Raw genomic sequence first — 25,448 nt, forward strand, 5'->3', positions numbered from 1 at the left:
GAAACTGATTTTTCAATTGGCGCAAGTTAATTGCTTTACCCATTCCAACCACACAGTTTTGTGTGGTTTTTTTTTTGCTGCAACAAAATCCTAGCAACCCTCTTCACTGAACCTTTTGAGTTATAAAGTCGGTTTAAAAGTTTGTTTAAATCACGCTTATTTACACAACGAGTGTTCACTGTTTAACATCTTTATTACAATGTGTTTAATCCGACTTCTTATTTGAAGGACATCTGATGAGCACACAGCAAGTCAAAACCCGTAGTGGAGAGCGAATCGCGATAGTCGCGGGGCTACGCACTCCTTTTACGCGGCAAAGCTCCGAGTTTAGCCAATTAGCTGCGGTTGATCTGGGCAAAATGGTGGTCCAAGAGCTGATCGCGCGCACTATGCTTGACCCTAAATTGATTGAACAAGTGGTGTTTGGTCAGGTGGTACAGATGCCTGAAGCGCCCAATATTGCGCGCGAGATTGTGCTCGGTACGGGCATGTCGATCCACACCGATGCGTACAGTGTCACTCGTGCTTGTGCAACCGGTTTTCAAGCGGTGGTCAATGTGGCAGAAAGCATTATGGCGGGCACTATCGATATTGGTATTGCCGGTGGCGCGGATTCTTGCTCTGTGCTGCCGATTGGGGTATCCAAGCCGATGGCCGCTGCATTATTAGCTTTGAGTAAAGCCAAAACCCTACGCCAAAAAGTCACGGCACTGCGCGGCCTCACTTGGCGTGATGCACTGCCGGTTCCCCCTGCGGTGGCAGAATACTCTACAGGTTTGAGCATGGGGCAAACCGCAGAGCAAATGGCCAAAAGTTACCGTATTTCCCGAGCTGAACAAGATGCTTTGGCACATCGTTCACATAGTCTGGCAGCACAAGCGTGGCGTGAAGGTAAGCTACGCGCTGAAGTGATGACTGCTTTTCCTGAGCCGTACCAACAGTGGCTAGATACTGATACCAATATTCGTTTTGATTCAAGCTTAGATAGCTATGCAAAGCTGCGCCCAGTGTTTGATCGCCAATATGGCTCAGTGACGGCGGCCAACTCGACCCCATTAACCGACGGTGCGGCAGCAGTGATGCTGATGCGTGAAGGTCGGGCCAAAGAACTGGGTCTTGATATCATGGGTTATATCCGCGCTTACGCATTCAGTGCCAGTGGTGTTGCGCAAGATATGCTGATGGGGCCTGCTTATGCCACACCGCTGGCTCTGGATCGCGCAGGGATCACGTTACGTGATTTAACCCTGATTGATATGCACGAAGCATTCGCGGCGCAGACGCTAGTCAATCTGCAAATGTTTGCCAGTGATAAGTTTGCGCAGCAGCAACTTGGGCGAGCACAGGCGATCGGTGAAGTCGAGATGAGTCAATTTAATGTCTTGGGCGGCTCACTGGCTTATGGTCACCCATTTGCGGCGACGGGTACCCGGATGATCACTCAAACCCTACGTGAATTAAAACGCCGTGGCGGTGGTTTAGGTTTAAATACCGCTTGTGCTGCCGGAGGTTTAGGTGCGGCAATGATTCTGGAGGTGGAATAATGAAACCGAAGCAAGCCTTTCAGCTTTCGATCGATGCGCAGCATTATGCTTGGTTAGCGATTGATGTGCCAGATGAAAAAATCAACACCTTGCAAGCGGCGTTTGTCGAAGAGATGCAAGCGGTATTTGCGGCACTGCAACAACACACTGCGCCGATCAAAGGGCTGATCATTCACTCGTTAAAACCTGATAATTTCATGGCCGGCGCAGATATTCGCATGCTGCAGGCTTGCCAATCGGCGCAGCAAGCACAGGAGCTAGCGTTACAAGGGCAGCAAATCTTTCAGCAACTGGCCGATTTACCGTTTCCGGTGGTGGCGGCGATTCATGGCCCGTGCCTCGGTGGTGGCTTGGAATTAGCCTTAGCGTGTGATTATCGAGTATGTAGTGAGGAGCCAATCACTCAGCTTGGTTTGCCTGAAGTGAGGCTAGGGCTGCTACCCGGCTCTGGCGGCACACAACGTCTGCCACGTTTGATTGGCTTATTACCCGCACTGGATCTGATTTTGACCGGTAAGTCACTGCGTGCTCGGTCAGCGAAAAAACTCGGCTTAGTGGATGCGTGTGTCCCGCATTCGGTATTGCTTGAGGTTGCTGTGCGCCTATTAGAGCAGAACCAGCATCATAAGCGTACATCGCGCCGATTATCGCTCCAACAGACTATGCTCGCTAAAACTGGCTTAGGGCGCAAACTGGTGTTTGAGCAAGCGCGCCGTAAAACCGCGCTCAAAACGCGTGGCAATTATCCGGCGATACCAGCGATCTTAGCGGTGATCGAGTTTGGACTGGAACACGGCATGTCAGCTGGTTTAGCCGCCGAAGCCAAGCGTTTTGGTGAGTTGGTGATGAGTCCGCAATCAAAAGCGCTGCGCTCGATTTTTTTAGCCACCAGTGAGATGAAGAAAGAGTTTGGTGTTTGTACCGAGCCGGCAGTGGTTGGTGCGGTGGGGGTACTAGGCGGCGGTTTGATGGGGGCTGGGATCAGTCATGTCACACTTGCGAAAGCTAAGCTGCCAGTGCGGATTAAAGATGTGACCAATGATGGAGTATTGCATGCACTGCGTTACAACTATCAATTATTTGATAAACAAAAACAGCGTAACCGATTAAGTCAGGCACAGTTGAAAGCACGGATGGCACAGTTGACGGGTGGAACCGACTGGGTCGGTTTTGAGCGTTGCGATGTGGTGATTGAAGCCGTGTTTGAAGATCTCAAACTCAAACAGCAGATGGTGGCAGAGATTGAAGAACATGCGAAACCAACCACTATTTTTGCCACCAATACCTCATCATTGCCGATTGAGCAAATTGCCAGCCAAGCTGCGCGCCCAGCGCAGATTGTCGGTTTGCATTATTTCAGTCCGGTGGAAAAAATGCCGCTGGTGGAGGTGATCCCACATCGGCATACCTCACCACAAACCATTGCGACTGTGGTTGATTTTGCGCGTAAACAGGGGAAAACCCCGATTGTGGTTCAAGACCGTGCCGGTTTTTACGTCAACCGAATTCTAGCGCCTTATCTCAATGAAGCGGCGCAAATTTTGTTGACTGGTGAGCCGATTGACAAGATTGATCGTGCGCTGCTCGATTTTGGTTTTCCGGTGGGGCCGCTCGCATTAATTGATGAAGTGGGGATCGATATTGGCGCGAAAATCATGCCGATCCTCGTCAGTGAGTTGGGGCCACGCTTTCAAGGGCCTGAGGTGTTTACTGCACTGCTCAACCAGCAACGTAAGGGCCGTAAAAGCGGCAAAGGTTTCTATCTTTATTCAGGCGCTAATAAAAAACGGGTCGATAAAACGGTCTATCAACTGCTGAAATTACGCCTTGAATCGAAACTGAATGATAAAGTGCTGGCGATGCGCTGTGTGCTGCCAATGCTTAACGAGGCGGTACGTTGTTTGGATGAGGGCATTATTCGCAACCCACGTGATGGTGATATCGGAGCGATTTTTGGGATCGGTTTTCCGCCATTCTTAGGTGGCCCATTTCGCTATCTCGACACACTCGGTTTAGCCCAAGTCGTCGAAATGATGAATCAACATACTGAACAATACGGTGAAAGATTTGCCCCCTGCGATGGTTTGTTGACCAGAGCGGGCTTAGGTGAAACATTCTATCCGCTATGCTAGGACCGACCCAAACATTAAGCTGTCACAAGGAATCGAATATGCAAGCACTCGACTTATTGCTCAACCGTCGCTCAATCGCTAAGTTGGAGGCTCCTGCGCCACAACAGCAAGCATTAGACAATATTTTACACGCGGGCTTGCGTGCGCCAGATCATGGAGGATTAACGCCATGGCGCTTTGTGATCGCGCAGGGGGAGGGGTTGGCAAAATTGGCGGCAATTTTAGAGCAAGCCGAGATCGCTAACGGCAGTGATCAAACCTTGATCAATAAAGCTCAACAAGCCCCGTTTCGGGCACCGATGGTGATCACCGTGATTGCCAATGTTACCCACAGTGACAAAGTGCCCGCTTTTGAGCAGCATTTATCGGCGGGCTGCGCAGTACACGCAATGCAAATGGCCGCGGTGGCACAAGGCTTCCAAGGGATTTGGCGCTCAGGCCATTGGATGTTCCATCCGGTAGTGCGCCGTGCATTTAATGTACAAGGTGAGGATCAGATCGTGGGCTTTTTGTATCTTGGTACCCCGGCCACCACGGCTGGGAAAGTGCCAGAGCGTCGCTTAGCTCAGTTTGTCGAGTACCTATAATTTGCGATGCGATCGACGAGATGAAAATGTCGCTGAGAGAAAAAGGGCGGAAACGCCCTTTCTATGTGACGGATTAATCGAGTCTCACTCACTGCAAGTGGTAATTAATCACAAAATCAATCAACAGTCGCACTTTCTCCGGCTGGTGATCTTTGTGGTTATACAACATATAAATATCGCGTGGGTTGGCACTCCAATCGGTCAACACTTGCACTAAACTACCGTCATCTAAAAATTCATGCAGCATCACATCTGGCATTAGCGTGATCCCCAAGCCGTCAGAACATGCACTGCGTACCACATTCAGCGTGCTCGCTTGAAAGCGGCCATGATCCGCATTGACGATGGTTTCACCTTGGCTATTGGTCAGTTGCCACTTGAGTAACGGATAACCTTTCAGCAGTTGATGGTGATGCAACTCTTCGGCATGGATCGGTTGTGGATGGTTGGCCAAGTAAGCTGGACTGGCGACTAAGATATCTTTAACCGTACCAATTTTGCGGGCAATCAGACTGGAATCACGTTGTGGGCCAACCCGAAAAATGACATCCCATTCAGTGGGATCGAGTTCATCCGCTTGGTGATCCATCATCAATTCAATATCAATTTCAGGATAGCGTGCCATAAAGGCATTGAAGACCGGCATCATCATCCGTTTCGTGATATTGGTCGGTGCGGAAATTCGAATGCGTCCTGCTGCACCGCGGCAATCATCGGTGATCTCTTCAGCCATTGAGGCTAGGCGGGCAAGTAGCGGTGAGCATTCGTTATAAAATCGCTCACCCGCTTCAGTCAGGGTTAGCTTACGCGCATGACGATTGAGCAACCTAAGATTCAGTGACTCCTCTAACGCTTGAATACGCCGAGTAATGGTGGCGACGGGGATCATGGTTTTCTTAAAGGTTGAGGTGTAACTGCCATGTTCAACCACCAGCCGAAACAGGTTTAGGTCATCTAGTTTCATCGTTTTTGACACATTATGTTGCAATACTGAGTAATCTATACATATATAAGCGGTGAAATTTTGCGTCATGTCAACTTGTGTGCTGATTTGCAAAACCCATACATCTAGTGATAGAAAAAATTTTAGTCCCCACGGTTTGTGCAAAGCGGGTTTCGGGGCTATTTTTAAATTAATCAATAATTGCTGTTGTTAGTCATAAATTAGCGATAATTTGTGCTATCCGTTTTAGTATGAGGCCGAAGTCTATGCACCCATCTCACTTCTCAGAGAGTTGTGGAGAAGAGAATCTAATTAGCACAGAAAAACTGATTTTACTGGTCGATGATGATGCGATTTTTCGCTGCATGATCAAAAATTTTCTTGAGCATCAAGGTTATCAAGTGCTAGAGGCTGAAAATGGTTTAGAGGGTTTACGCCAGTTGCGTGAGAATCGACCAGATTTGGTACTGTGCGATCTCTCGATGCCGATCCTCAATGGTATGGAGTTTGTCGAAGAGGTTAGCCTTATCTATCCGTCACTGCCTTTAATTGTGGTTTCCGCGACCGAAGAGATATCGGATGTGGCTAAGGCGCTGCGTATTGGGATCAAAGATTTTTTAGCCAAGCCGATTATTGACTACCATAAATTGAGCCGTTCAATTGAGCATGTCTTGGCCAGCAGTAGTCAAGAATGTGACTATGCCAGTTGGTTTGCGGTTGATGATCAAGCCGGTCTCAATGAGCAAAAAGAGCTGCATTGGCATTTGCAATATTTGCAGCAAGATCCCGCTGCGGCGAAACAGTTGCTGGCGGCATTACTGCCAGTGACGGATGGCCAACACGGCGCTTGGAAATTCAGCTATCGTTTATTGCAGTCAACCGAATCCATGCCGCTCGTGTTTGATTATGCTCGGCTTAATAATGGTCAGTTTGCCTTTTATGCGGTTGATGCTGCGAGTAATCAGCAGTGGGGATCGGCTTCCACTTTGCTGCTTTATGTACTATTTCATAACTATATACGCAATTTAGGTAATGCTCGGCTTGAGCTCAAAGATCTGGCTGAAATTGTCGAGCGAGGACTTGGCTGTGCCGAGTGTGTCGGACCGGTGGCGGCACTGTTTGGTGTAGCGGATTTAACCGAGGGTAAACTCTCGCTGTTGCCAGCCGGATTGGATTGCCAGTGGTCAAATGGTTTGTTACCACAGTCTATCCATGGCGGGATTACGCTGGGTGAAAACTGTTTGCGTAACTTTATTACCAAAGATTTGCCCATCGGGTCAGCGGGTCAAATCATGGCCAATAAACCGAGCGCTTATCGCTTGAGCTTGGATCTGCAGCGGGGCTGACTAGGTTCGTTCACCCCAATTACATCGTTTGTCTATGCCCATAGGGACTCACTCACTTGCCACCTGCCTGCAACGCCAAGTGGTTTGGGTATATTATTTTTTCGGTGTTATGGCTGTATTATTGATCCCCATTTTGCCCGCAATCTTGGCTTGGATTCGGATCGTCAATGGTTACGCGAGTTTTTAATGTATTTATCTTTACAACGCTGGTTATTTGCGGTGATTGGAATAACCAGTTTATCTCTTGGCGTCGTCGGCCTCTTTGTTCCGGTATTACCAACCACGCCATTTATTCTGCTCGCCAGTGCTTGTTTTTTGCGCAGTCATCCTCGCATACATGATTGGTTGCTGCGGCATCCTAGCTTTGGGCCGCTGATCCAACATTGGCAGCAATATGGTGCGGTCAGTCACACGACCAAAAAGCGCGCAATATTTTTTATGCTACTGAGTTTTGCGTGGTCGATTTGGATGGTGCCTTGGTGGTGGCTTAAAGTCGCACTGTTGATTGGGCTTGTGCTTTTGATCACTTGGTTTATTCGCCTACCAACTTATGAGCTGGTTGCTAAGCAACAAGAAAATCACTAGCATTAGCGAGAAGTGTGCCCACTGTTCGAGTGGGCTTTGTTTTTTCTGTGCTGTATCGCCCTGATTACGCTAAGTAAAAGGGACCCAACGGCACTGAAATTGTTTTGTTCTCACTTATTTGTTGACCATTTAGGTGACCAAGCCACTAAAGCTAAAAGTAATTATGACAACTGAAACTCTTGCACTGATCAAATCCAGCATTAAAAGTATTCCAGACTATCCAAAACCAGGCATTTTATTTCGTGATGTCACGAGCCTGCTGGAAGATGCCACCGCTTATCAAGCCACCATTCAACTGTTGGTCGATAAATACCAAGCGATGGGTTTTACCAAGGTCGTGGGTACCGAAGCGCGTGGTTTTCTGTTTGGCGCACCGTTAGCATTAGAGCTGGGCGTTGGCTTTGTTCCAGTGCGCAAACCGGGTAAATTGCCGCGCGCGACCATTGCTCAATCTTATGATTTGGAATATGGCACTGATACGCTAGAAATTCATGTCGATGCGATTGAAGCGGGCGACAAAGTGTTAGTGGTTGATGATCTGCTTGCCACTGGCGGAACCATTGAAGCGACCACCAAACTGATCCGTCAATTAGGCGGTGAAGTGCAACACGCGGCTTTCGTTATCAACCTACCAGAAATTGGTGGTGATAAGCGTCTTGAAGGGTTAGGCTTGCAGGTTTACAGCATCTGTGAATTTGAAGGTCACTAACCGACAACGGATATTGCAATGAGTTATCTGGCTTTAGCACGCAAATGGCGTCCGACACGCTTTAACGAAGTGGTTGGGCAAGCCCATGTTTTAACCGCTTTAGAGAACGCACTGGCGCAAAATCGTTTGCACCATGCGTATCTGTTTAGTGGCACGCGAGGTGTGGGTAAGACCACGATTGGTCGCCTATTTGCGAAAGGACTCAACTGCGAGACCGGTATCACCGCGACACCATGTGGCCAGTGCGCCACTTGCCAAGAGATTGATCAGGGCCGCTTTGTCGATCTGTTAGAGATTGATGCCGCATCGCGCACCAAAGTGGAAGATACGCGTGAACTGCTTGATAACGTGCAGTACAAACCAGCGCGTGGCCGCTTCAAGGTTTACCTGATCGATGAAGTGCATATGCTGTCACGCCACAGTTTTAATGCCCTGCTGAAAACACTCGAAGAGCCGCCGGAGTACGTAAAGTTTTTGCTGGCGACCACAGATCCGCAAAAATTGCCGGTCACCATTTTATCCCGCTGCTTACAGTTCCATCTAAAGCCAATCAGCGTGGAAAAGATTCAGCAGCAACTGGATAAAGTGTTGCAAGCGGAGCAGATCACCAGCGACAGCAAAGCGCTCAATCTGTTAGCTCATGCTGCGGATGGTAGTATGCGCGACGCTTTGAGTCTCACTGACCAAGCGATTGCACTGGGCAATGGACAGGTGAAAAGTGACTTAGTGGCGCACATGCTCGGTACGTTAGATACCGATCACGCGCTGCATCTACTGCAAGCCATCAGCCAACAAACTGCGCAGTTGGTGATGGAGTGTATTGAAACGCTGGCGCAAAATGGCGTGGAATGGGATGGCCTGTTGCAGCAACTGGCGAACCAATTGCATCGGATTGCGATGTACCAAGCTTTGCCTGCCACGTTAGATAAATCCCTGCCTGAAGTCGCGCGGATTGAATCGCTGGCCAAAGCGTTAACGCCACAAGATGTGCAGCTCTACTACCAAATTGCGTTAAAAGGGCGGCAAGATCTGCCGCTCGCTCCGAGCGCGCGGATTGGGATTGAAATGCTGCTGCTGCGTATGCTGGCGTTTCGTCCATCGAATGTCTCTTTGGCGAGCGTGATTATGCCTCCCAATACGCCAGTGGTGGCTTCAACGGTCGCTGCGCCTCAAATGCCCACGCCTGCACCGCAAGCAGCATCGGTTGTGCAGCCTAGCGTGGTACAACCAGCATCACAAACGATGCCGCATTCTGTGGCACCGCCGATGGCTGCTGAATCTGTGCTGGAAAGAGCCGCTCAGCGCGAAGAGCCGCAACCCTCGATACACAGCACACCAGACTCTGTGGTCACCCATACCGATACGCCAACTCCAGCGAGCATGCCCGCTTTAGCTGGGCTGCGCCATCAGCTGCGCTCTAAGCGTCAAGAGGTACAAAATAAAGGGTCAGATGCAAAAAAGTCTGATGCGGCATCCGCACCTCCCGCTTCCGCGCTAGAGCGTATCGCGCTGCGCGCGCAGCAAGTGCCGGTGTCGCCCCCCGATAGTGATGACGATGAGTTGGAGCCGGAAGAGGAAATCTATCAATGGCGTCCGATGCAGCCAGTCGATGTGGTGGTGAAAAGCGAGGTCACCCCTACGCAACTGAAAAAAGCGTTAGAGTATGAGAAAACGCCAGCCATGGCGGCCAAGTTGATTGAAGAAGCCGTGGCGCAAGATGCTTGGTCTGCCCTGATCCAGCAGCTAGCTACCGCCAAATTGGTCGAGCAGTTGGCACTCAATTCAGCGTTTAGCCGTCAAGGCGATCAGATAGCCCTGACCCTGCGTCCTAGCCATGCGCATTTGCAGCATGACAAAGCGCAGCAAGAGTTAGAGCAGGCGTTGCATCAAGTGCTTGGTGAAGCTTGCCATTTGCACATCTCAATTGGCGACAGTGGCGAAACGCCGCTTGAACTGCGTGAGCGGCTCTATCTCAATAAGCGCAGCGCAGCGCTGCACAGCTTACAAACCGATCCTCATGTCCAATTTATTGAGCGCCGTTTTAATGCGCAGTTGGATAGTGATAGCGTACAACCCATTTAACCGGGGTTGAAACCCAAGTGTCTCACCCCCACTTTATGTAAAACATTTAACCATAACCAGAGAGATAAACATGTTTGGTAAAGGCGGAATGGGCAACCTGATGAAGCAAGCCCAACAAATGCAAGAACGTATGCAAAAGCTGCAAGAAGAGATTGCGAACATGGAAGTGACCGGTGAATCCGGTGCTGGTCTTGTTAAAGTGACTGTCACTGGTAGTCACAATGTACGCCGGGTTAACATCGATGAAAGTCTAATGGAAGACGATAAAGAGATGTTGGAAGATTTGATTGCGGCGGCATTTAATGACGCGGCTCGTCGTATCGAAGAGACACAAAAAGAGAAAATGGCCTCGGTGACTGGTGGAATGCAATTGCCACCGGGCATGAAAATGCCATTCTGATCTGAGCGAACTTGATGCGTACCAGTCATATGCTGGAACATTTGATGGAAACCTTGCGTTGCTTGCCGGGCGTTGGCCCTAAATCGGCACAGCGCATGGCGTTTCATCTATTACAGCGCGATCGTAAAGGCGGCTTACAACTGGCTGAGGCACTCAGTCAGGCGATGGTGGAAATTGGCCATTGTCAGGAGTGCCGCACCTTTACTGAGCAGGATGTTTGTCATATCTGCAGCAATCCTAAGCGTAAAGAAAATGGTCAGTTATGTGTGGTGGAAAGTCCGGCGGATATTGCTGCGCTTGAGGCCACCGGTCAGTTTTCTGGGCGCTATTTTGTGTTGATGGGCCATCTGTCGCCACTGGATGGGATTGGGCCGAGCGATATCGGCCTCGATACACTCGATTATCGCTTACAACGCAGCGACATCAGTGAAGTGATCTTAGCTACCAATCCAACCGTGGAAGGTGAAGCGACTGCGCAATATATTGCCCAATTGTGTCGTGAGCACCAAGTGACGGCCAGCCGTATTGCTCATGGTGTCCCTGTGGGCGGTGAGCTGGAGTTGGTGGATGGCACGACCTTATCGCACTCGCTATTAGGTCGGCATAAACTGTGTTAACTCAGCCTCAGCAATTCTAATGCCGCTCAATGAGCGGCATTGTTTTATCTGGTGGTGAATACGGTCAATACGGCAAATTGCCTTGCCTTAGCGAGTGTTACCCTTCCTACTTGAAGCTGCAGCGGTGTTGGCGACGTTCGTTCACCCCAATCACATAGCCTGTCTATGCTCATGGGGACTCACTCACTTGCCGCCTACCTGCAATTCCAAGTTGTTTGGGTAACTTTTCAAGTTAATTGCTCAAGCTCGGTTAAATTGGCGAGGGCTTGCTGATTAGTTTTGCCACAAACGACAGGGCAGGCTTTGAAATCGTGGCACACTTTTGGGCGCTCAGGGCGGCCAAATAACTTGCACAAATTATGCTCATTGAGCTGAATGCAGCGCACCCCAGCTGGTTTGCCGTGTGGCATGCCCGGGATCGGGGAGGAAATACTCGGTGCGATACAACACGCTCCGCAGCCTAATCGACAATCCATCATGCTCTCTTTACACGGGGAAAAATGGGCGGCCATCCTAACAGAAAGCCTCGTTGGATGCACTGACTTGCTCTTTTGTTGCACTTTGGCAGCGCAAAGAGTATAAATCGAGCCCCAATCGATTAAGCGTAAGACACTGCAATGAGTACACCCTTCTGGCACAGCAAAACTTTAGACCAAATGACCGAAACGGAATGGGAATCGCTGTGCGATGGTTGTGGCAAATGCTGCCTGCACAAACTCATGGATGAAGATACCGATGAAATCTACTACACCAATGTGGCGTGTAGCTGGCTCAATAGCGAAACCTGCTCTTGTAAAGATTACCCTAATCGTTTTAGCTCTGGCGAAGAGTGTTTAAAACTGACTCGTGACAAAATTGCCGAATTTATCTGGTTGCCTGAGACTTGTGCTTACCGGTTGTTGGGCAGTGGTCAAACACTACCTGAGTGGCACCCGCTGTTAACCGGATCGAAAGATGCGATGCATGCTGCGGATGAAAGTGTACGCGGGAAAGTGGTGTATGAAGTGGATGTGATTGATTGGGAAGATCATATTGTGCTGATGAGCCGCGATTAAGCGCTTTCCTCATCGATAGTGATGTTAGAGAACCCAAAACGCCTTGCTACTTGCAAGGCGTTGGTCTTCCTGCGCAAGCCAAAACTAAAGCGCGTTATTTCTTCGGTTGCGCATCAATACATTGACCATGCACCGCGCGCCCTTCAGGAGCCATTAAGTACAGATAGAGCGGCATAATATCGAGCGGAGTTTTTAACAGCTCAGCATCCTCTGCCGGGTAGGCTTTGGCACGCATTGCGGTGCGAGTTCCCCCTGGATTAATCGCGTTAACGCGAATGGTCGTTTCACTCAGTTCATCGGCCAAAATCTGCATCATGCCTTCGGTGGCGAATTTTGAAATGGCGTAGCTGCCCCAGTAAGCGCGTCCACTATGTCCGACCGTTGAGCTGGTAAACACAATCCGAGCATCGCTGGATTGATGCAGCAGTGGCAGCAATGCTTGGGTCATCAGCAACTGTGCTTTGACGTTGACTTGCATCACTTGATCAAAACAGGCTTCACTAATTTGTTCAAATGGGCCTAACGTGCCGAGCAACCCCGCATTGTGTAGCACACCATCTAAACGGCCAAACTGCTCGGTAATGCTGTCGGCCATATCCAAATAGTTTTGTTTGCTGGCACCTTGCATGTCCAAAGGCATTATCACTGGGGTGGGGTAGCCGGCCGCTTCAATCGCATCATAAGTCTGTGCGAGCTTTGCAACATTACGGCCGAGTAGGATCACCGTCGCTCCATGTGCGGCAAAGCTTAATGCCGCTTGTTTGCCTATGCCATCGCTGGCTCCGGTGACTAAAATCACTTTCTCTTTCAAAGCGTCGGTTGAGACTGAATAATTCACGTCTTATTCCTTATTATTTTTTAGCTCTTCCGGCTGGCAAACACGGGTTAGCGCGGGTCAAAAATCCAAGCTTAGTCAACTCGGAAGAGGATTTGCTTTAAGTCTGCGTGACAAGGTGGTTACAATACACCAATTCGTATTCAAGAAGGATGAATCACTTGGCGTTTTTATTAGAATATGGTCTGTTTTTGGCCAAGATAGTGACGGTGTTAGTCGGATTGGTGGCGCTGCTCGTGATCGTAAAATCACTCGGCGCACGCAGTGCTGCGGGCAAAGGTGAGTTGGAAATCACCGATCTAACTGAGCAATATAAACATACGGTTGAGCATTTAGAAGCTTATCTGCATGACGAAGCGTTTTTAAAAGCGCGCGATAAAGCGGATAAGAAAAAAGAGAAAGCGGAGCAGAAAAGTCGTGAAAAATCGCTTAAGCAAGCGGCGAAACAAGGCGATCTAGCGAGCAAACGTGACTCGCATCTGTTTGTGCTGGATTTTCATGGCAGCATTGATGCCAAAGAAGTGGCTTCGCTGCGTGAAGAGGTGAGCGCGATCTTAGCGGTTGCTCAAAGTGGCGATGAAGTGCTACTGCGTTTGGAAACCGGTGGCGGTATGGTGCATGGTTACGGCTTGGCATCATCACAATTGGATCGCATTAAAGCGGCTGGCTTACCACTGACCATTGCGGTGGATAAAGTGGCGGCCAGTGGCGGTTATATGATGGCCTGTATCGCAGATAAAATTGTCAGTGCGCCATTTGCGATTGTCGGCTCGATTGGGGTGGTGGCTCAGTTGCCAAACTTCCATAAGCTACTGAAAAAAAATGATATCGAATTTGAGCAACTGACTGCGGGCGAATACAAACGCACCCTAACCATGTTTGGTGAAAACACCGATAAAGCGCGGGATAAATTCAAACAAGAGTTAGAAGAAACGCATCAACTGTTTAAAGACTTTATTGCTGAGCGCCGTCCAGCGCTGGATCTTAATCAAGTCGCGACGGGTGAGCACTGGTTTGGCACTCAAGCCAAAGCGCTGGGATTAGTCGATGACATTCAAACGTCGGATGATTTGATCTGTGCCGCGTGCAAAACCAAAAAGGTATTGCAACTGCATTATGTGCAGAAGAAAAAGCTGGCCGATAAATTAGCCGGTGTGGCAGGAGAGGCGGCTGACAACGTACTACTCAAACTGATCAGCCGAGGTCAACGTCCCCTAGTATAACGACCCTTGATATAACGTCCCTTGATATAACGACCATTGATATAGTGGTCATTATGGAGTGGTTTGCTAGTCAGCGCTCTCACCAATCCAACGCGCTTAGCGTGAATTCTAAGCGCGTTTTTGTATTTGGTCAGTGAGGTTGCTTAATCTAAGCAGCCAGTGGCGGAGAAAGTCTCCAATTTGTGCAGGTACTCGCTCAAATCGCCAATATTGTGTTTGACCCACTCTGGGTTGTAATAGGTATCCAGATAGCGTTCACCGCTATCGCATAACAGAGTGACAATCGAGCCTTGCTCGCCACGCCGCTTCATTTCACACGCCAGCTGTAGCGCGCCATACAGATTGGTGCCGGTTGAGGCTCCAGCCTTACGGCCAAGAATGTTCTCCAACCAATAAATGGTGGCAATGCTGGCTGCATCGGCGACTTGGCGCATCTCATCCACCACATCAGCAATAAAGCTCGGCTCAACTCTTGGGCGGCCAATCCCTTCAATTTTGCTGCCACACTCACCAGTCAAGTCAGGATTGCGAGTGCGGTAGTAGTCATAAAACACCGAGTTTTGTGGGTCAACTACGCACAGTTTGGTGTTGTGCTGCTGGTAGCGAATAAAGCGTCCGATGGTGGCCGAAGTGCCGCCAGTCCCCGGGCTCATCACAATCCAACTCGGCACTGGGTGTTGCTCTAACTGCATCTGGCTGAAAATACTGTCTGCGATGTTGCTGTTGCCGCGCCAATCGGTGGCGCGTTCAGCATAAGTGAACTGATCCATATAGTGGCCTTGCAGCTCTTGGGCGAGGCGGTGAGATTCTGCGTAAATCTGATCCGAGCGATCCACAAGGTGTGCTTTGCCACCATAAAATTGAATTTGTTCGATTTTTTTGCGTGCGGTGCATTTTGGCATCACCGCAATAAAGGGCAGGCCAAGCAGGCGAGCAAAATAGGCTTCGGAAACAGCCGTGCTGCCAGAAGAGGATTCAATAATCGTGGTTTGTGGCCCAATCCAGCCGTTACATAAGGCATACAAAAACAGTGAACGAGCTAAGCGATGTTTGAGTGAGCCGGTTGGATGGGTACTTTCATCTTTCAAATAGATATCGACCCCAGCGATGCAAGGCAGATCAAGTTTGATTAAATGGGTATCGGCAGAGCGTTGATAGTCGGCTTCTATTTTGCGGATCGCACTATTGATCCACTGATGGTCAGTACACATAGCAAAGTTTCCTGATTGAGTTACCGATCTAGTGTAACCAGTCACACTGAGAAAAACTTTGCCATTTTTGCTGTGTTTTTGTAGTTTTGGAGAAAAATTTTCTCTCTACATCGAGGTTACTATGTTATTGGATCAGGTTGATCGGCAAATCTTGGCGATTTTGCAACAAGATTGCACCATATCGCTCAATGAGTTAGCCCAGACGGTGAACTTAACCACGACACCTTGTTGGAAACGTTTAAAAAAAATGCAAGAGAGTGGGGTGATCCGGGAGCGCGTCGCACTGCTGGATGCGCAAGCGCTTGATCTTGCGTTTACCGCTTTTGTGATGGTGACGACCAATAACCATTCTCACGCATGGTATTGCCGCTTTGTCAGTGTGGTGGAAGAGTTTCCCGAGGTGATGGAGTTTTATCGTATGGCCGGTGAATACGACTATATGATGAAGGTGTTGGTCAAAGATATGGCCTGTTTTGACCAGTTTTATAAAAAACTGGTCAATAGCATTGAGGGATTGAACAAAGTGACCTCCACCTTTGCGATGGAGTCACTCAAATACACCACTCAATTACCGTTATAAAGGGCGTGTTTTAGTTCAAAAAGCGCATCACGCCTTCTTGCACCGCGGTTGCGATCAAATTGCCTTGTCGATCATAGATTTCTCCACGCACTAAGCCGCGTGTATTGCTGGCGGTTGGACTTTCGATCGCATACAGCAACCAATCGTCCATTTTGAATGGGCGATGAAACCAGATCGAGTGATCGATAGTCGCGACTTGGAATTTAGGGGTCAGCAAGGAAACGCCATGCGGATGTAATGCTGTGGTGAGAAAACCCCAATCTGAAGCATAACCGAGTAGGTATTGATGAATTAATTGATCCTGTGGCAGGTTGCCGTTGGCACGGATCCACAAATACTGCTTGGGTTCAATTTTTTGTGGCTTGAGCGGATTGACCACGGTCACTGGGCGTATTTCAATCGGTTTTTCGCTACACAAGGTTTTTTGCAGTTTTTCTGGTAGGAATTGAGCAATCTGCGCAGCTAATTCGGTTTCTGAGGCAAAATTTTCCGGTCCTGCTACTTCCGGCATACTTTTTTGATGCTCAAATCCCGGCGCTTCCCCATGATAAGAGGCGGTTAAGTAGAAAATTGGCCGCCCATTTTGAATCGCTTTTACTCGGCGGGTACTAAAACTTTTACCATCGCGCAGGTTTTCTACATCGTAAATGATCGGTTTTTCAGGATCGCCTGGATACAAGAAGTAGCTGTGGAAAGAGTGCACAGTACGGTCTGGTTCCACCGTGTAGCGAGCGGCAGAGAGTGCTTGGCCGATCACTTGACCACCGTACACTTGCGGCAACCCTATGTGCTCACTCGCGCCGCGATATAATCCCTCTTCTAGCTTTTCTAATTGCAGCAGCTTTAGCAGCTCATCTAACGGTTTACTCATTAGTTACGATCCTTTTCGTCTATTTCGCTGATCTTGGGATGCGAGTCAGATATTTGTCAATAATCTCGCGCTGCCATGACACAAATATCGCCATGGCATATAATTTGCTGGTTTGCCAATTCCGATATTTTTCCAGTGTAGTGAGGCTTTATGCAAAAGGTTTTTTTGGTTCTGTTCTCAGTGCTGTTGACGGCGCTGCTCAGTGGATGCCAATTGAGTGAATCCAGTCAGGAGCAAGATAAAATGCAATCCATCACTGGCACAGTCGCTTATCGTGAGCGAATTGCGCTGCCCGATAATGCGTTGGTGACGGTTTACCTACAAGATGTCTCATTGGCCGATGCCCCAGCAATCGTGATTGCCAAGCAAAATTTTATTACCAATGGAGCGCAGATACCACTGGCGTTTAATTTGAGCTATGACCGCAGTAAGATCGATCCGAGCCACCGTTACAGTGTCAGTGCGCGAATTGAGCTTGATGGTACGCTACGTTTTATTAGCGATAGTCACTATGCGGTGATCACCGATGCTGATGCGACCAAGCAAGTGAATATGATGCTGGTCGGCGTTCATAGTCAACCGTAAAAGAGTCACTGAGTTGGCCTTATGGCCGAGCGTCATTTAGTCAATGCGTCATTTAGTCAATCCAAAGACAGCAAAATAGGGCAGCGGTATTGGGGCTGCCCTTGTGGTTTTCACCTGCTTGGTTAAAGTTGCCACTGTGGGTTAAGGTTGCCACTGATAGTGGCGTAACGATATTTTCCCCGTCGGGCTCACCTCTACGCCTTCTGCCAATAGATGTTGCTGTTGGCGAACGAAATCCTCTCCTAGCAGTGATATCTTTCCTTGGCTATTGATCACCCGATACCACGGCAATTGGCTATCGGCTGGTAGTTGACTGAGCGCTTTACCCACCTGACGAGCATAACCCGGATAACCCGCCATTTTGGCCACCGCGCCATAAGTTGATACCTGACCAAATGGAATTTGGTGAATCACGACAAAGATCTGTTGTAAAAATGGGTTCATAATGCAAAAGCCCGTAATGATTTACCAAGGATAGGTATAGGGAGTTGGCATGTTATTGTCTGCCTTACAATTTTTGAGCGCTGCCTTATGTTCAATGGCTGCGGCACATGTGGTGGGAGTGAGTGACGGAGCAATCCCCATCATCGCCTTTTTGATCCCGAGTTTATGGTTAACCTTACGCTTTTCTAGCCTAGTATTGCTGGTCACGCTGGGGGCTTTTGCCGCCACTTTGCCACTGCAACCCATCGCTTTATCGGTGAGTCAATGGGTAGTGATCCCATTATTAATGGTGGCCTTTTCTGCGCACAGCAATTGGCGAGTGGTCGCGGTATGCGCATTGATGGCCATCACCTTATACGTTGGCATCATGGTAACTCAATCTGCCGGCAAACTGGAAGGTTCACCGCTGATTACGCTAGGACAATTATTGCTGGTGATGCTGACATGGTGGGTGGCACGCGGCTGGCAACCAAGCCCTTCTCACCATTGGTGGGTGTTAGGCTTGCTTGTGCCGCTGTGGGTTGCGGAGCAATTTGATGCCGTCGCCATCGCTTTGCTGCTTACTGGCATGTTGGCCGCGGGTGAGCAGTTACTCTCTAAATCTGCCTCTATGATCAATTGGAGCAATTTATTGGGGTGGAGCCTACCTTGTGTCAGCTTTGCTACGTTAGTGCTCTCACCGAGTATCGAGATCCCCAAACCCGTTTTCGTGGTATGGATATCAATCTTAGCGACAGCATGGATAACTGATTATGTGTTGAAAAGCACTGAGCAAGCATCTCAGCCATAGCAAAAGACCAATAAATGGTGAAATGCTGCGCGTTTAGGTTGGTGTATCGATCGAAATCAGTATTATCGCTTGCATTGGTTAGGTCGATGTTTAATAATCGCCCCGCTTTGGAGATAATCCAAACTCAAATCGATGGGGGCCCTGGTCCTCCCGCAACACTAGTTCGTGAACCTGGTCAGATCCGGAAGGAAGCAGCCACAGCGGATGACGTGTGTGCCGGGATGTGGCTGGGGCCTCCGCCCATCTTGTCGCTGAAAGCATAAAGTGTCCAATTAAAAGCATAAGCTGTAAGTTTATGAGCTTGCAGAATGATACAGTTGTTCGCACTTTCTCCATTCTGGGGTTCGATTTCTGTTTTCACCTCGAATACCACCTAAATATCAAAAGTTTTACCTCTCAACTTTTTGGTTATTTAAGAGCTGCAACGTACTTTTGCCCCAAAACGTGTTTAGAAGGAATTAAACCATCATGAAATTTAATTGGGCAACAAACCATTGCCCAATTGTAAAATAACCTGTTTCGTGAATTGTTTCTGCTCTAATAAGGAAGTTAGAATAAATTATCGTTCATATTTTCCTGATGCTAGCTCGAACTACCAAATGTTACCCGTAAGAGTATATGAGCGTTACCCCAGCAGCGCTGGGGTTCACCAATATTTCATTATAGATAATTTTCAGTTGCTGAAACTGTATCCTTAATATGGCCAATAATATATGCAATAGCTAGGATTCAAACTGATAAATACTTCTAATCATCTGGTTGTTCCAATTTATGGTTTTCCCATTTTGACTTCATTAGATCCGCCAGTTGTTCATTGCGGAACAACAATGAAGGATGCCCATCGGCTCGTTTTATTATGTAAATCTGTCCATTACCGCGTATCACTTGGTATTCCAAATCGCCGAAAGAAATTGTTCCATTGTCAGCTGAAATGATTTTAATTGTTCCACCAGAAAGCTCCCTCAGAGAAGGTTTTGGCGACCAGTCTGTCGATTTATCATCCAAGTGATGATAAGTATTTAGCTCGATTGAACTGCTGGTCAAGTCGAACTGGTCCACACCGTTCAACGTGTGATCTATGGACTCTGATTCCCTTGGCTTGAGGTAGATCTGAATATCACCATCAACGGAAATAGCCAATGCAAATTCATTCTCCATGAAGATGAAATCATCTTGCATCTCTGATCGACATACTGAGCCATAAGGGTATTCACATTCAACGTTTGGCTCTTTCGACCAAGTCATAAAGAAAGAGTTAGGGTTCAACTTATCAAATGCCAGTGAGAGAGGTATCTCATTTAACTTAACCGCATTGTTGTTGATATCAAACTGCCAGTACGCGACCTCATCACCATTATCTCGGGTACGCCAGAAGTCATTCATACTAAATGAGACATACGTCTGCTTGTCCATAAATTCAGTAAGTGTTGGCGGCATGGAAGATACAGAAGCTACACCTGTATCAGACAGATAGATCACTATGTCATCCAACTCTTTGTCTTGGTTAATAAGTTTATCTATCTCATCGTTAATTGATTTCATGCGGGTCGCAAAATCATCACTGTTTTTATCCATATCCAGTGACGAAACAATACTTCTCGCAAAAAGGTGCGCTGATTTGGCATCTTCTGCTGAGTTTTTCAATGCCACATAGTCATGACTTAGCGTATTGCTATCATAGCCAAGTTCAGCTGCCAACGCTTCCATGGTTTTGTTCTGGGCAAAAGCTATGGTTGTGAAAGGAGATGCCACTGAGCTGGTGCTTTTTGCAAGCAATTCAAAACTCTGCTCAACTGTGCCACCTTTATCGCTATCTCGGGTTTTACCAGCGATGGCTTTCACAATCACATCGAACTCTGCATCAGCGCTCGGAATAGCGATTTGGCCTTTTTCACCACTGAGCTGATCCAGTTTTTCATCCGCATCTGCTTTGCCATTTTGGTTGCGATCAACATATACCTCTGCTCCAATCAAATAGCCGTCGATGGCCGTTAGTGTTTTTGGTGGTAACGGACTAGATTCTTCTGAACCACCACACGCAGAAAGTAAACCTACTATAATGGCTACCGCTACCGTTCGCTTTGGAAATTGCATACCTGTTCCTTATCAGAATAAAAAACTAAACTTATACGAATCCGCCAAACTTGAAATCAGTAAAAAATACTGGGAAGTCCCCCTTCTTTGAATGCAGAACAATCAATCAAACCAAGAATGCACTACACGAAAGGAAAGTAAAAAAGATGTACGAAGACCCGTTTTATTGTTAAGCTGCCGCCGCAGGAAAAGTCTCTGAATTCATGTGCTTTTAGCAATATTGAGAATTTGAAACATTGAACCAAAGCTTACTATTTAATAGCCTTCGCTGTATTGTTACCTTTTTCATTCTTTACGAGTTTTCTCTACTATTTCTGCTCAATCCCAACGTGGCAGCTATCAGTGCATTTTTCCCTGCTCCAGCGTTTATCGTAGCGTTAACCTTTACGCAAGGATTGCGGTTTTTCCCGATCATTTTTCTCGCTGCCGTCTTTGCTAGTTTTTCAGACAAGCCACCATGGGATTTAACCTTATTTAATTGGCTCCATATCACACGCCAGACCCTGATATATGCTCTTGCTGGTTATGGACTAAAAAGGCTGCTTGCTGCATCTGAGCTGAAATTTTCCGATGTTGATGCCGTTTGGCGGTTTATTGTGATGGGGCTGTTAGCAACCGCTTGTTCTGGCGTTATTGCTTCAGCCTTGTTCTACACGTTTGGCTTCACTCCTTTCAGCAGGTTGCACAATATCTTTATCTCTTTTATGGTGGGAGACTTAACTGGGCTACTCATGTTCACGCCTGTTGCATTTGCGCTGGAGAAACTAATTCAGAGCCCCACCCCTCTTCAAACAGCGAAAGAACACCTAAAGAAAATCACTCCGAGTCAGATAGCAAGTGTGACTCTGGCGACACTGTTGAGCTTGGCTATTTTTGTTGTGGTCATCGTTGAACCCAATTGGTCATACTTCCATTATCTAGTGCTCATCCCTATCGCACTGGTCTCAGTTAAACATGGCGTAAAAGCGGGCATATTCTCTGCGTTTTCTGTCAATATTTTATCCGCTACAATATATAATCTCTTTAATGCTCAGGTTTACAGCATTATTGAAATTCAAATGCTCTATGCCGTTATGGCATTAATTACGCTTTTACTTGGTTCGTATCGCGATAATCAAATAGCCGTGAATGAACGATTGCGGGATAATCAATTGATGTTGGCAAATCTAATGCAGAAGTCATCGCTCAGCGAATTAAGCTCAACCATTGCCCATGAGGTGGCCTCTCCATTACAAGCGGCACTAATGAACAGTCAAATGTCGATGCAATTGCTTCAAAGTGACCAACAGATAAACCGTGGCCTTTTGCTTGAGTTGAATCAAGATGTCGAGTTTGCACTGAATAAAGCTGTTCAAATCCACCGCTGCATTTATAAAGGTATTGGCGAAGGCAAATCTTTTCACATCGAAACTGTTGCTGTTCACCAGTGCCTTAACGATGCACAGCGTCTACTCAGTGAAACCATCATTAAACACAATGTCCAAATCTTCGAGCAACCTGATGTGAGCCTCATGTCTGTCAACGTGGACAAACTTGCCCTTACTCAGGTATTGGTTAATTTGATAAAGAATGCCATTCAAGCTAACGCCACAGATATCACATTCCATACTGTTAGTTCTGCTCATAACGTAGTCATTGATATCCATAACAACGGTGATCAGATTGAAAGTGATGTACGTGCCAAGATTTTCCAAACACTCTTCTCGACCAAAAAAGAGGGTATGGGTTTAGGGCTCTCTATTTGTAAAACAATGCTGGAAGGGTTTGGCGGTCATATCGAACTGCTTGATGATAACAAGCAATCTTCTCAGTATTCCGGCACAACGTTCCGAATATCGTTGCCTAAAGTGGAGGCCGGCCAATGACCGTATTTGTCGTAGATGATGACCTACAAATTAGAAAAGCCATGTCGCGTTGGTTTGCCCTCAATAACTTAAAGGGAGAATGCTATTCATCTGCTGAAGCGTTCCTGAACCAAGTAAGACCTAACTTTTTACCTGCCTGCATCATTCTAGACTTACGGATGGGAGGGATGAGTGGTTTAGAGTTACAGCGTCATCTGAAAGAATTGATGCCACATTGGCCGATCATTTTTCTGAGTGGACACGGACAAGTGCATGTTGCGGTTGAAGCCCTGAAACAAGGGGCGATGGATTTCCTCGAAAAACCTGTGGATAGCGACTCATTATCGAAGGTAGTCACCGCTGCACTCGAACGTAGCAAATGTTTGGTCTCCTTAGCGCAATGCAGATCCAAACTCACTGAAAGGGAGTGTGAAATCCTTGATCTCTTGGCATTCGGCTTTTCTTCCAAAGATGTTGCGTCAAAACTCGGTATTTCGGTGAAAACCGTCGAATATCATCGTTACAACATCAAGTCAAAAATCGAATTGAGTTCCTATAAACGAAGCGTTTTGGCCGTTCGTTAAACTAAACAATTAGTTGGAAGATTCGCAATATTTAAGTTAATCCATTTTGCTAAATTAGAAAAAGCACTAACACGAAATTGTCTAAAACTTTATTAAACGTATGATCATCCATTTTCTAATGCACAGGATTATCTACGGGCATTGGCGATGATACAGTCCACTCTTTGGCATCAAAAACCATCAGCAACATAGTCAACTCTCTCCTCATTTCATTAAACTCAGCAAATATTCACACGCTGCTTTGGGATCGTCTGCATGACAGATTGCTGATAGCAGTGCTAAGCCGTGTACACCGGTTGTAGTTAGGGCTGGAATATTGCTTTGGTTGATGCCACCGATCGCGACGATGGGGAGGGTGGTTGTGTTGAGCGCCATCTTCAATCCATTGATACCCCAGTGTTTTTTAGTATTGGTTTTGCTTGGCGTGGCATAGATGGCGCTTAAGCCGATGTAATCAATCGGCAGGGCGTCGGCTTGTGCAAGCTGTTGTTCATTTTCAATCGATAAACCTAGGATTTTATTGGGGCCAATCAGCTGACGTGCGATGTGCGCTGGCATGTCCGATTGGCCGAGGTGTACGCCATCAGCATCGACCGCCAGCGCGACATCCACTCGGTCGTTGATGATCATCGGTACATTGGTGCCTTGGAGGATCTGTTTTACCGCGATGGCTCGCGTGATAAAAGCACGCACATCACCATGTTTTTCTCGAACTTGCACCATAGTGACCCCTCCTTGTACCGCTTTGCTGACCACCCACTTGAGGGTGTCTAAATCTTGTTGGTCATCGGTGACTAAATACAGACGATAGGCATTCATGGGATTTCCTCACTGCCACCAACCCTTGCGATGAGTTGGGGCATTTTTCAGTTGCTCGTTTTTTGGGTTTTAATTACTTGAATTTTCAATAATTTGTAGCTTGAGTCGCTTAGTTAATGTTTGGTCATCAAGTCGATATAACTCGTCAAGTAAAGTGAATTGTAAGCTGCCGGGGCCACGTGCTTGCTCTGCGGCGATTTCACCGGCTACGCCCAGTACTGCGGCGGCAGCCAAACCGGTGTGATCGCCCACTGCCGCAAAGGCACCCGTGAGTGCGGTTAGGGTACAACCCATTCCGGTGACGTATGGCATCATCGGATGACCATTGTGCAGGCTTACGATGCGAGATGGGGTGACGATGTAATCGGTCTCGCCAGAAATGACTACGTTTGCGCCATAGTTGGCGACGAGGAACTGAGCGGCTCCTAAGGCAGCATCACTACAGTCTAGGGCATCGACCCCTTTACTGTGTGCTGGCTGACCGGCGAGCGCAATAATTTCTGAGGCGTTACCACGAATGATCAGTCGATCCGCCAAGCGCGCAATCTGGCGCGAGGTTTCGGTTCTCAAGCCACTAGCGCCACAGCCGACAGGATCAAGCACGACGACTTTATGCTTGGCATTCGCTTGTTGTACCGCGAACCGCATGCGTGGTGTCCAAACACTATCGAGCGTGCCAATGTTGATCACGAGCGCTCCAGCCAAGGCGATCATTTCTGCCATCTCTTGTTGTGAGTGGGCCATGATTGGCGATGCGCCGATTGCCAGCAGAGCGTTGGCCGTGTTGTTCATCACCACGTAGTTAGTGATGTTAACCACCAGCGGTTTTTGTTGGCGTACTGCGTTTAACGTTTGAGTGATTTGTTCAATTAACATGTCGATTTTCCCTATTTGCCTTGTTTCGCGTTCAAGCCTTGTTGCCAGAAAGCCACTTCCATGCGTGTTGCGGTTTTGAATACCTCAATCAGATTTTGACCGCGTTGGCTATTGAGGTCGATTTCCGCTAATAGCTGGTTAAAGTGTTGTGTGCCTTTTTCAACCCCAGCCTGGAATTCTGCTCCACCATAGAGAGTGATCCAACTTGCATAAGGATTACCGACGATAACGGTATTTTTATCGTTGATCAGCATTTTGCCGATAGTCGCATAACCGATAGAGCAAGGGGCTAATGCCGTGTACAGGTCAAGCAAATCACCGCTCATGCCCGCATCCAACACATAGCGGGTATAGGCGATGGTGCCAACATCTTCCGGCTCATGTTCCAGATCGGACTCGGTGAGTCCCCACTGCGCACAGTAAGTGACGTGATGAGTAATTTCTGACTCTAGCAGCGCCTGAACACTTGGCAATGCCCGGCGCATGTCATGCAATGTGCGAGCTTTATAAATCGCTAACGCGTAAGCGCGAGCATATTGTTTGAGAAATAAGAAATCCTGTTTGAGATAGTGCAGAAAACAGGGCTGAGCCAGTGTTGCTTGGGCTAATTGTTGCACGAAAAGGTGTTCGGTATATTGCTGCCAATCTTGACGGCATGCGTTGATTAAATCTTGGTATTGCATAGGGGATAA

General features: G+C 47.9%; 26 protein-coding genes and 1 other RNA gene. 17 read left to right on the forward strand and 10 right to left on the reverse strand.

From position 1 onward, the window contains the following. The first annotated feature begins 236 nt into the window (after window positions 1–236). Genes fadI through PUN32_RS00625 form a run of 3 tightly spaced genes read left to right on the forward strand, consistent with a single transcriptional unit; the run spans window position 237 to window position 4,263 of the window. The gene (gene fadI / locus PUN32_RS00615; protein ID WP_274721284.1) at window positions 237–1,544 is read left to right on the forward strand and encodes an acetyl-CoA C-acyltransferase FadI; all 1,308 of its coding nucleotides are present in this window, start codon (window positions 237–239) and stop codon (window positions 1,542–1,544) included. Continuing rightward, window positions 1,544–3,676 (forward strand): fatty acid oxidation complex subunit alpha FadJ, encoded by a 2,133-nt coding sequence (gene fadJ, locus PUN32_RS00620; protein WP_274721285.1) that lies wholly within the window; start codon window positions 1,544–1,546, stop codon window positions 3,674–3,676. Before fadI ends, fadJ begins: the two co-directional genes overlap by 1 nt. A 38-nt stretch (window positions 3,677–3,714) precedes the next feature. After that, entirely contained in the window at window positions 3,715–4,263 is a 549-nt protein-coding gene (locus PUN32_RS00625) for an NAD(P)H nitroreductase (RefSeq protein WP_274721286.1), read from the forward strand. An 88-nt stretch (window positions 4,264–4,351) separates the two neighbouring features. Here PUN32_RS00625 and PUN32_RS00630 read toward each other — a convergent pair whose 3' ends face one another. After that, the gene (locus PUN32_RS00630; RefSeq protein WP_274721287.1) at window positions 4,352–5,227 is read right to left on the reverse strand and encodes a LysR family transcriptional regulator; all 876 of its coding nucleotides are present in this window, start codon (window positions 5,225–5,227) and stop codon (window positions 4,352–4,354) included. A gap of 245 nt (window positions 5,228–5,472) precedes the next feature. Between PUN32_RS00630 and PUN32_RS00635 the strand changes: the two genes are divergently transcribed. The 6 genes from PUN32_RS00635 (at window position 5,473) to recR (ending at window position 10,945) form a co-directional block, all read left to right on the forward strand. Then, window positions 5,473–6,552: a response regulator gene (locus tag PUN32_RS00635; RefSeq protein ID WP_274721288.1), complete on the forward strand. Its 1,080-nt coding sequence runs from the start codon at window positions 5,473–5,475 to the stop codon at window positions 6,550–6,552. A 186-nt stretch (window positions 6,553–6,738) separates the two neighbouring features. Beyond that, complete coding sequence (locus PUN32_RS00640) at window positions 6,739–7,137, forward strand: YbaN family protein (protein WP_274721289.1); 399 nt, start codon at window positions 6,739–6,741, stop codon at window positions 7,135–7,137. Between the two features lie 163 nt (window positions 7,138–7,300). Further along, window positions 7,301–7,846 (forward strand): adenine phosphoribosyltransferase, encoded by a 546-nt coding sequence (apt, locus tag PUN32_RS00645; RefSeq protein ID WP_274721290.1) that lies wholly within the window; start codon window positions 7,301–7,303, stop codon window positions 7,844–7,846. An 18-nt stretch (window positions 7,847–7,864) separates the two neighbouring features. Continuing rightward, window positions 7,865–9,928, forward strand: a complete 2,064-nt coding sequence (gene dnaX / locus PUN32_RS00650; protein ID WP_274721291.1) for a DNA polymerase III subunit gamma/tau — start codon at window positions 7,865–7,867, stop codon at window positions 9,926–9,928. A gap of 70 nt (window positions 9,929–9,998) precedes the next feature. Further along, complete coding sequence (locus PUN32_RS00655; RefSeq protein ID WP_274721292.1) at window positions 9,999–10,328, forward strand: YbaB/EbfC family nucleoid-associated protein; 330 nt, start codon at window positions 9,999–10,001, stop codon at window positions 10,326–10,328. Between the two features lie 14 nt (window positions 10,329–10,342). Continuing rightward, window positions 10,343–10,945 carry a recombination mediator RecR gene (gene recR / locus PUN32_RS00660; protein WP_274721293.1) on the forward strand — a complete coding sequence of 201 codons (603 nt, stop codon included), beginning with the start codon at window positions 10,343–10,345 and terminating at the stop codon, window positions 10,943–10,945. A gap of 227 nt (window positions 10,946–11,172) precedes the next feature. Here recR and PUN32_RS00665 read toward each other — a convergent pair whose 3' ends face one another. Further along, window positions 11,173–11,421, reverse strand: coding sequence for a YkgJ family cysteine cluster protein (locus tag PUN32_RS00665; RefSeq protein WP_274721294.1), 249 nt, complete (start codon window positions 11,419–11,421; stop codon window positions 11,173–11,175). A 141-nt stretch (window positions 11,422–11,562) separates the two neighbouring features. Between PUN32_RS00665 and PUN32_RS00670 the strand changes: the two genes are divergently transcribed. Then, on the forward strand, window positions 11,563–12,000 hold the full coding sequence (locus tag PUN32_RS00670; protein ID WP_274721295.1) for a YcgN family cysteine cluster protein: 438 nt from the start codon (window positions 11,563–11,565) through the stop codon (window positions 11,998–12,000). 94 nt (window positions 12,001–12,094) lie between these two features. Here the strand turns inward: PUN32_RS00670 and PUN32_RS00675 are convergent, their stop codons facing one another. Further along, the gene (locus PUN32_RS00675) at window positions 12,095–12,838 is read right to left on the reverse strand and encodes a YciK family oxidoreductase (RefSeq protein ID WP_274721296.1); all 744 of its coding nucleotides are present in this window, start codon (window positions 12,836–12,838) and stop codon (window positions 12,095–12,097) included. Between the two features lie 158 nt (window positions 12,839–12,996). Here PUN32_RS00675 and sohB point away from each other — a divergent pair, with 158 nt between their 5' ends. After that, window positions 12,997–14,058 (forward strand): protease SohB, encoded by a 1,062-nt coding sequence (sohB, locus tag PUN32_RS00680; RefSeq protein WP_274721297.1) that lies wholly within the window; start codon window positions 12,997–12,999, stop codon window positions 14,056–14,058. Window positions 14,059–14,201: 143 nt separating this feature from the next. On the opposite strand, the gene PUN32_RS00685 is transcribed toward sohB, so the two are convergent. Continuing rightward, entirely contained in the window at window positions 14,202–15,269 is a 1,068-nt protein-coding gene (locus PUN32_RS00685; protein ID WP_274721298.1) for a PLP-dependent cysteine synthase family protein, read from the reverse strand. A 121-nt stretch (window positions 15,270–15,390) separates the two neighbouring features. On the opposite strand from PUN32_RS00685, the gene PUN32_RS00690 reads away from it, so the two are divergent. Continuing rightward, window positions 15,391–15,849, forward strand: coding sequence for an Lrp/AsnC family transcriptional regulator (locus PUN32_RS00690; protein WP_274721299.1), 459 nt, complete (start codon window positions 15,391–15,393; stop codon window positions 15,847–15,849). Between the two features lie 10 nt (window positions 15,850–15,859). On the opposite strand, the gene tesB is transcribed toward PUN32_RS00690, so the two are convergent. Next, the gene (gene tesB / locus PUN32_RS00695; protein WP_274721300.1) at window positions 15,860–16,720 is read right to left on the reverse strand and encodes an acyl-CoA thioesterase II; all 861 of its coding nucleotides are present in this window, start codon (window positions 16,718–16,720) and stop codon (window positions 15,860–15,862) included. 150 nt (window positions 16,721–16,870) lie between these two features. On the opposite strand from tesB, the gene PUN32_RS00700 reads away from it, so the two are divergent. Further along, on the forward strand, window positions 16,871–17,305 hold the full coding sequence (locus tag PUN32_RS00700; protein ID WP_274721301.1) for a YbaY family lipoprotein: 435 nt from the start codon (window positions 16,871–16,873) through the stop codon (window positions 17,303–17,305). A 141-nt stretch (window positions 17,306–17,446) separates the two neighbouring features. On the opposite strand, the gene PUN32_RS00705 is transcribed toward PUN32_RS00700, so the two are convergent. Continuing rightward, the gene (locus tag PUN32_RS00705; RefSeq protein WP_274721302.1) at window positions 17,447–17,749 is read right to left on the reverse strand and encodes an MGMT family protein; all 303 of its coding nucleotides are present in this window, start codon (window positions 17,747–17,749) and stop codon (window positions 17,447–17,449) included. Window positions 17,750–17,798: 49 nt separating this feature from the next. On the opposite strand from PUN32_RS00705, the gene PUN32_RS00710 reads away from it, so the two are divergent. Together PUN32_RS00710 and ffs are read left to right on the forward strand one after the other, a co-directional pair. After that, complete coding sequence (locus PUN32_RS00710; protein WP_274721303.1) at window positions 17,799–18,539, forward strand: VP0952 family biofilm-associated protein; 741 nt, start codon at window positions 17,799–17,801, stop codon at window positions 18,537–18,539. Between the two features lie 139 nt (window positions 18,540–18,678). Further along, window positions 18,679–18,775: signal recognition particle sRNA small type (gene ffs / locus PUN32_RS00715), an RNA gene on the forward strand. 511 nt (window positions 18,776–19,286) lie between these two features. Here ffs and PUN32_RS00720 read toward each other — a convergent pair. Next, a complete protein-coding gene (locus PUN32_RS00720) occupies window positions 19,287–20,633 on the reverse strand; it encodes a hypothetical protein (protein ID WP_274721304.1) in 1,347 nt (448 codons plus the stop codon). Window positions 20,634–20,869: 236 nt separating this feature from the next. Here PUN32_RS00720 and PUN32_RS00725 point away from each other — a divergent pair, with 236 nt between their 5' ends. Both PUN32_RS00725 and PUN32_RS00730 read left to right on the forward strand, forming a co-directional pair. Next, window positions 20,870–22,498, forward strand: coding sequence for an ATP-binding protein (locus PUN32_RS00725; RefSeq protein WP_274721305.1), 1,629 nt, complete (start codon window positions 20,870–20,872; stop codon window positions 22,496–22,498). Then, window positions 22,495–23,061 carry a response regulator transcription factor gene (locus PUN32_RS00730; protein ID WP_274721306.1) on the forward strand — a complete coding sequence of 189 codons (567 nt, stop codon included), beginning with the start codon at window positions 22,495–22,497 and terminating at the stop codon, window positions 23,059–23,061. The genes PUN32_RS00725 and PUN32_RS00730 overlap by 4 nt, the downstream gene beginning before the upstream one ends. A 204-nt stretch (window positions 23,062–23,265) precedes the next feature. Here PUN32_RS00730 and thiE read toward each other — a convergent pair whose 3' ends face one another. From thiE to PUN32_RS00745, 3 genes are all read right to left on the reverse strand, one after another. Next, a complete protein-coding gene (gene thiE, locus PUN32_RS00735; protein WP_274721307.1) occupies window positions 23,266–23,880 on the reverse strand; it encodes a thiamine phosphate synthase in 615 nt (204 codons plus the stop codon). Window positions 23,881–23,949: 69 nt separating this feature from the next. After that, a complete protein-coding gene (gene thiM / locus PUN32_RS00740; RefSeq protein WP_274721308.1) occupies window positions 23,950–24,756 on the reverse strand; it encodes a hydroxyethylthiazole kinase in 807 nt (268 codons plus the stop codon). An 11-nt stretch (window positions 24,757–24,767) separates the two neighbouring features. Then, entirely contained in the window at window positions 24,768–25,439 is a 672-nt protein-coding gene (locus PUN32_RS00745; protein WP_274721309.1) for a TenA family protein, read from the reverse strand. Between the last annotated feature and the right edge of the window lie 9 nt (window positions 25,440–25,448).

The organism is Vibrio chanodichtyis (assembly GCF_028863985.1).
Taxonomy (GTDB): Bacteria; Pseudomonadota; Gammaproteobacteria; order Enterobacterales; family Vibrionaceae; genus Vibrio; species Vibrio chanodichtyis.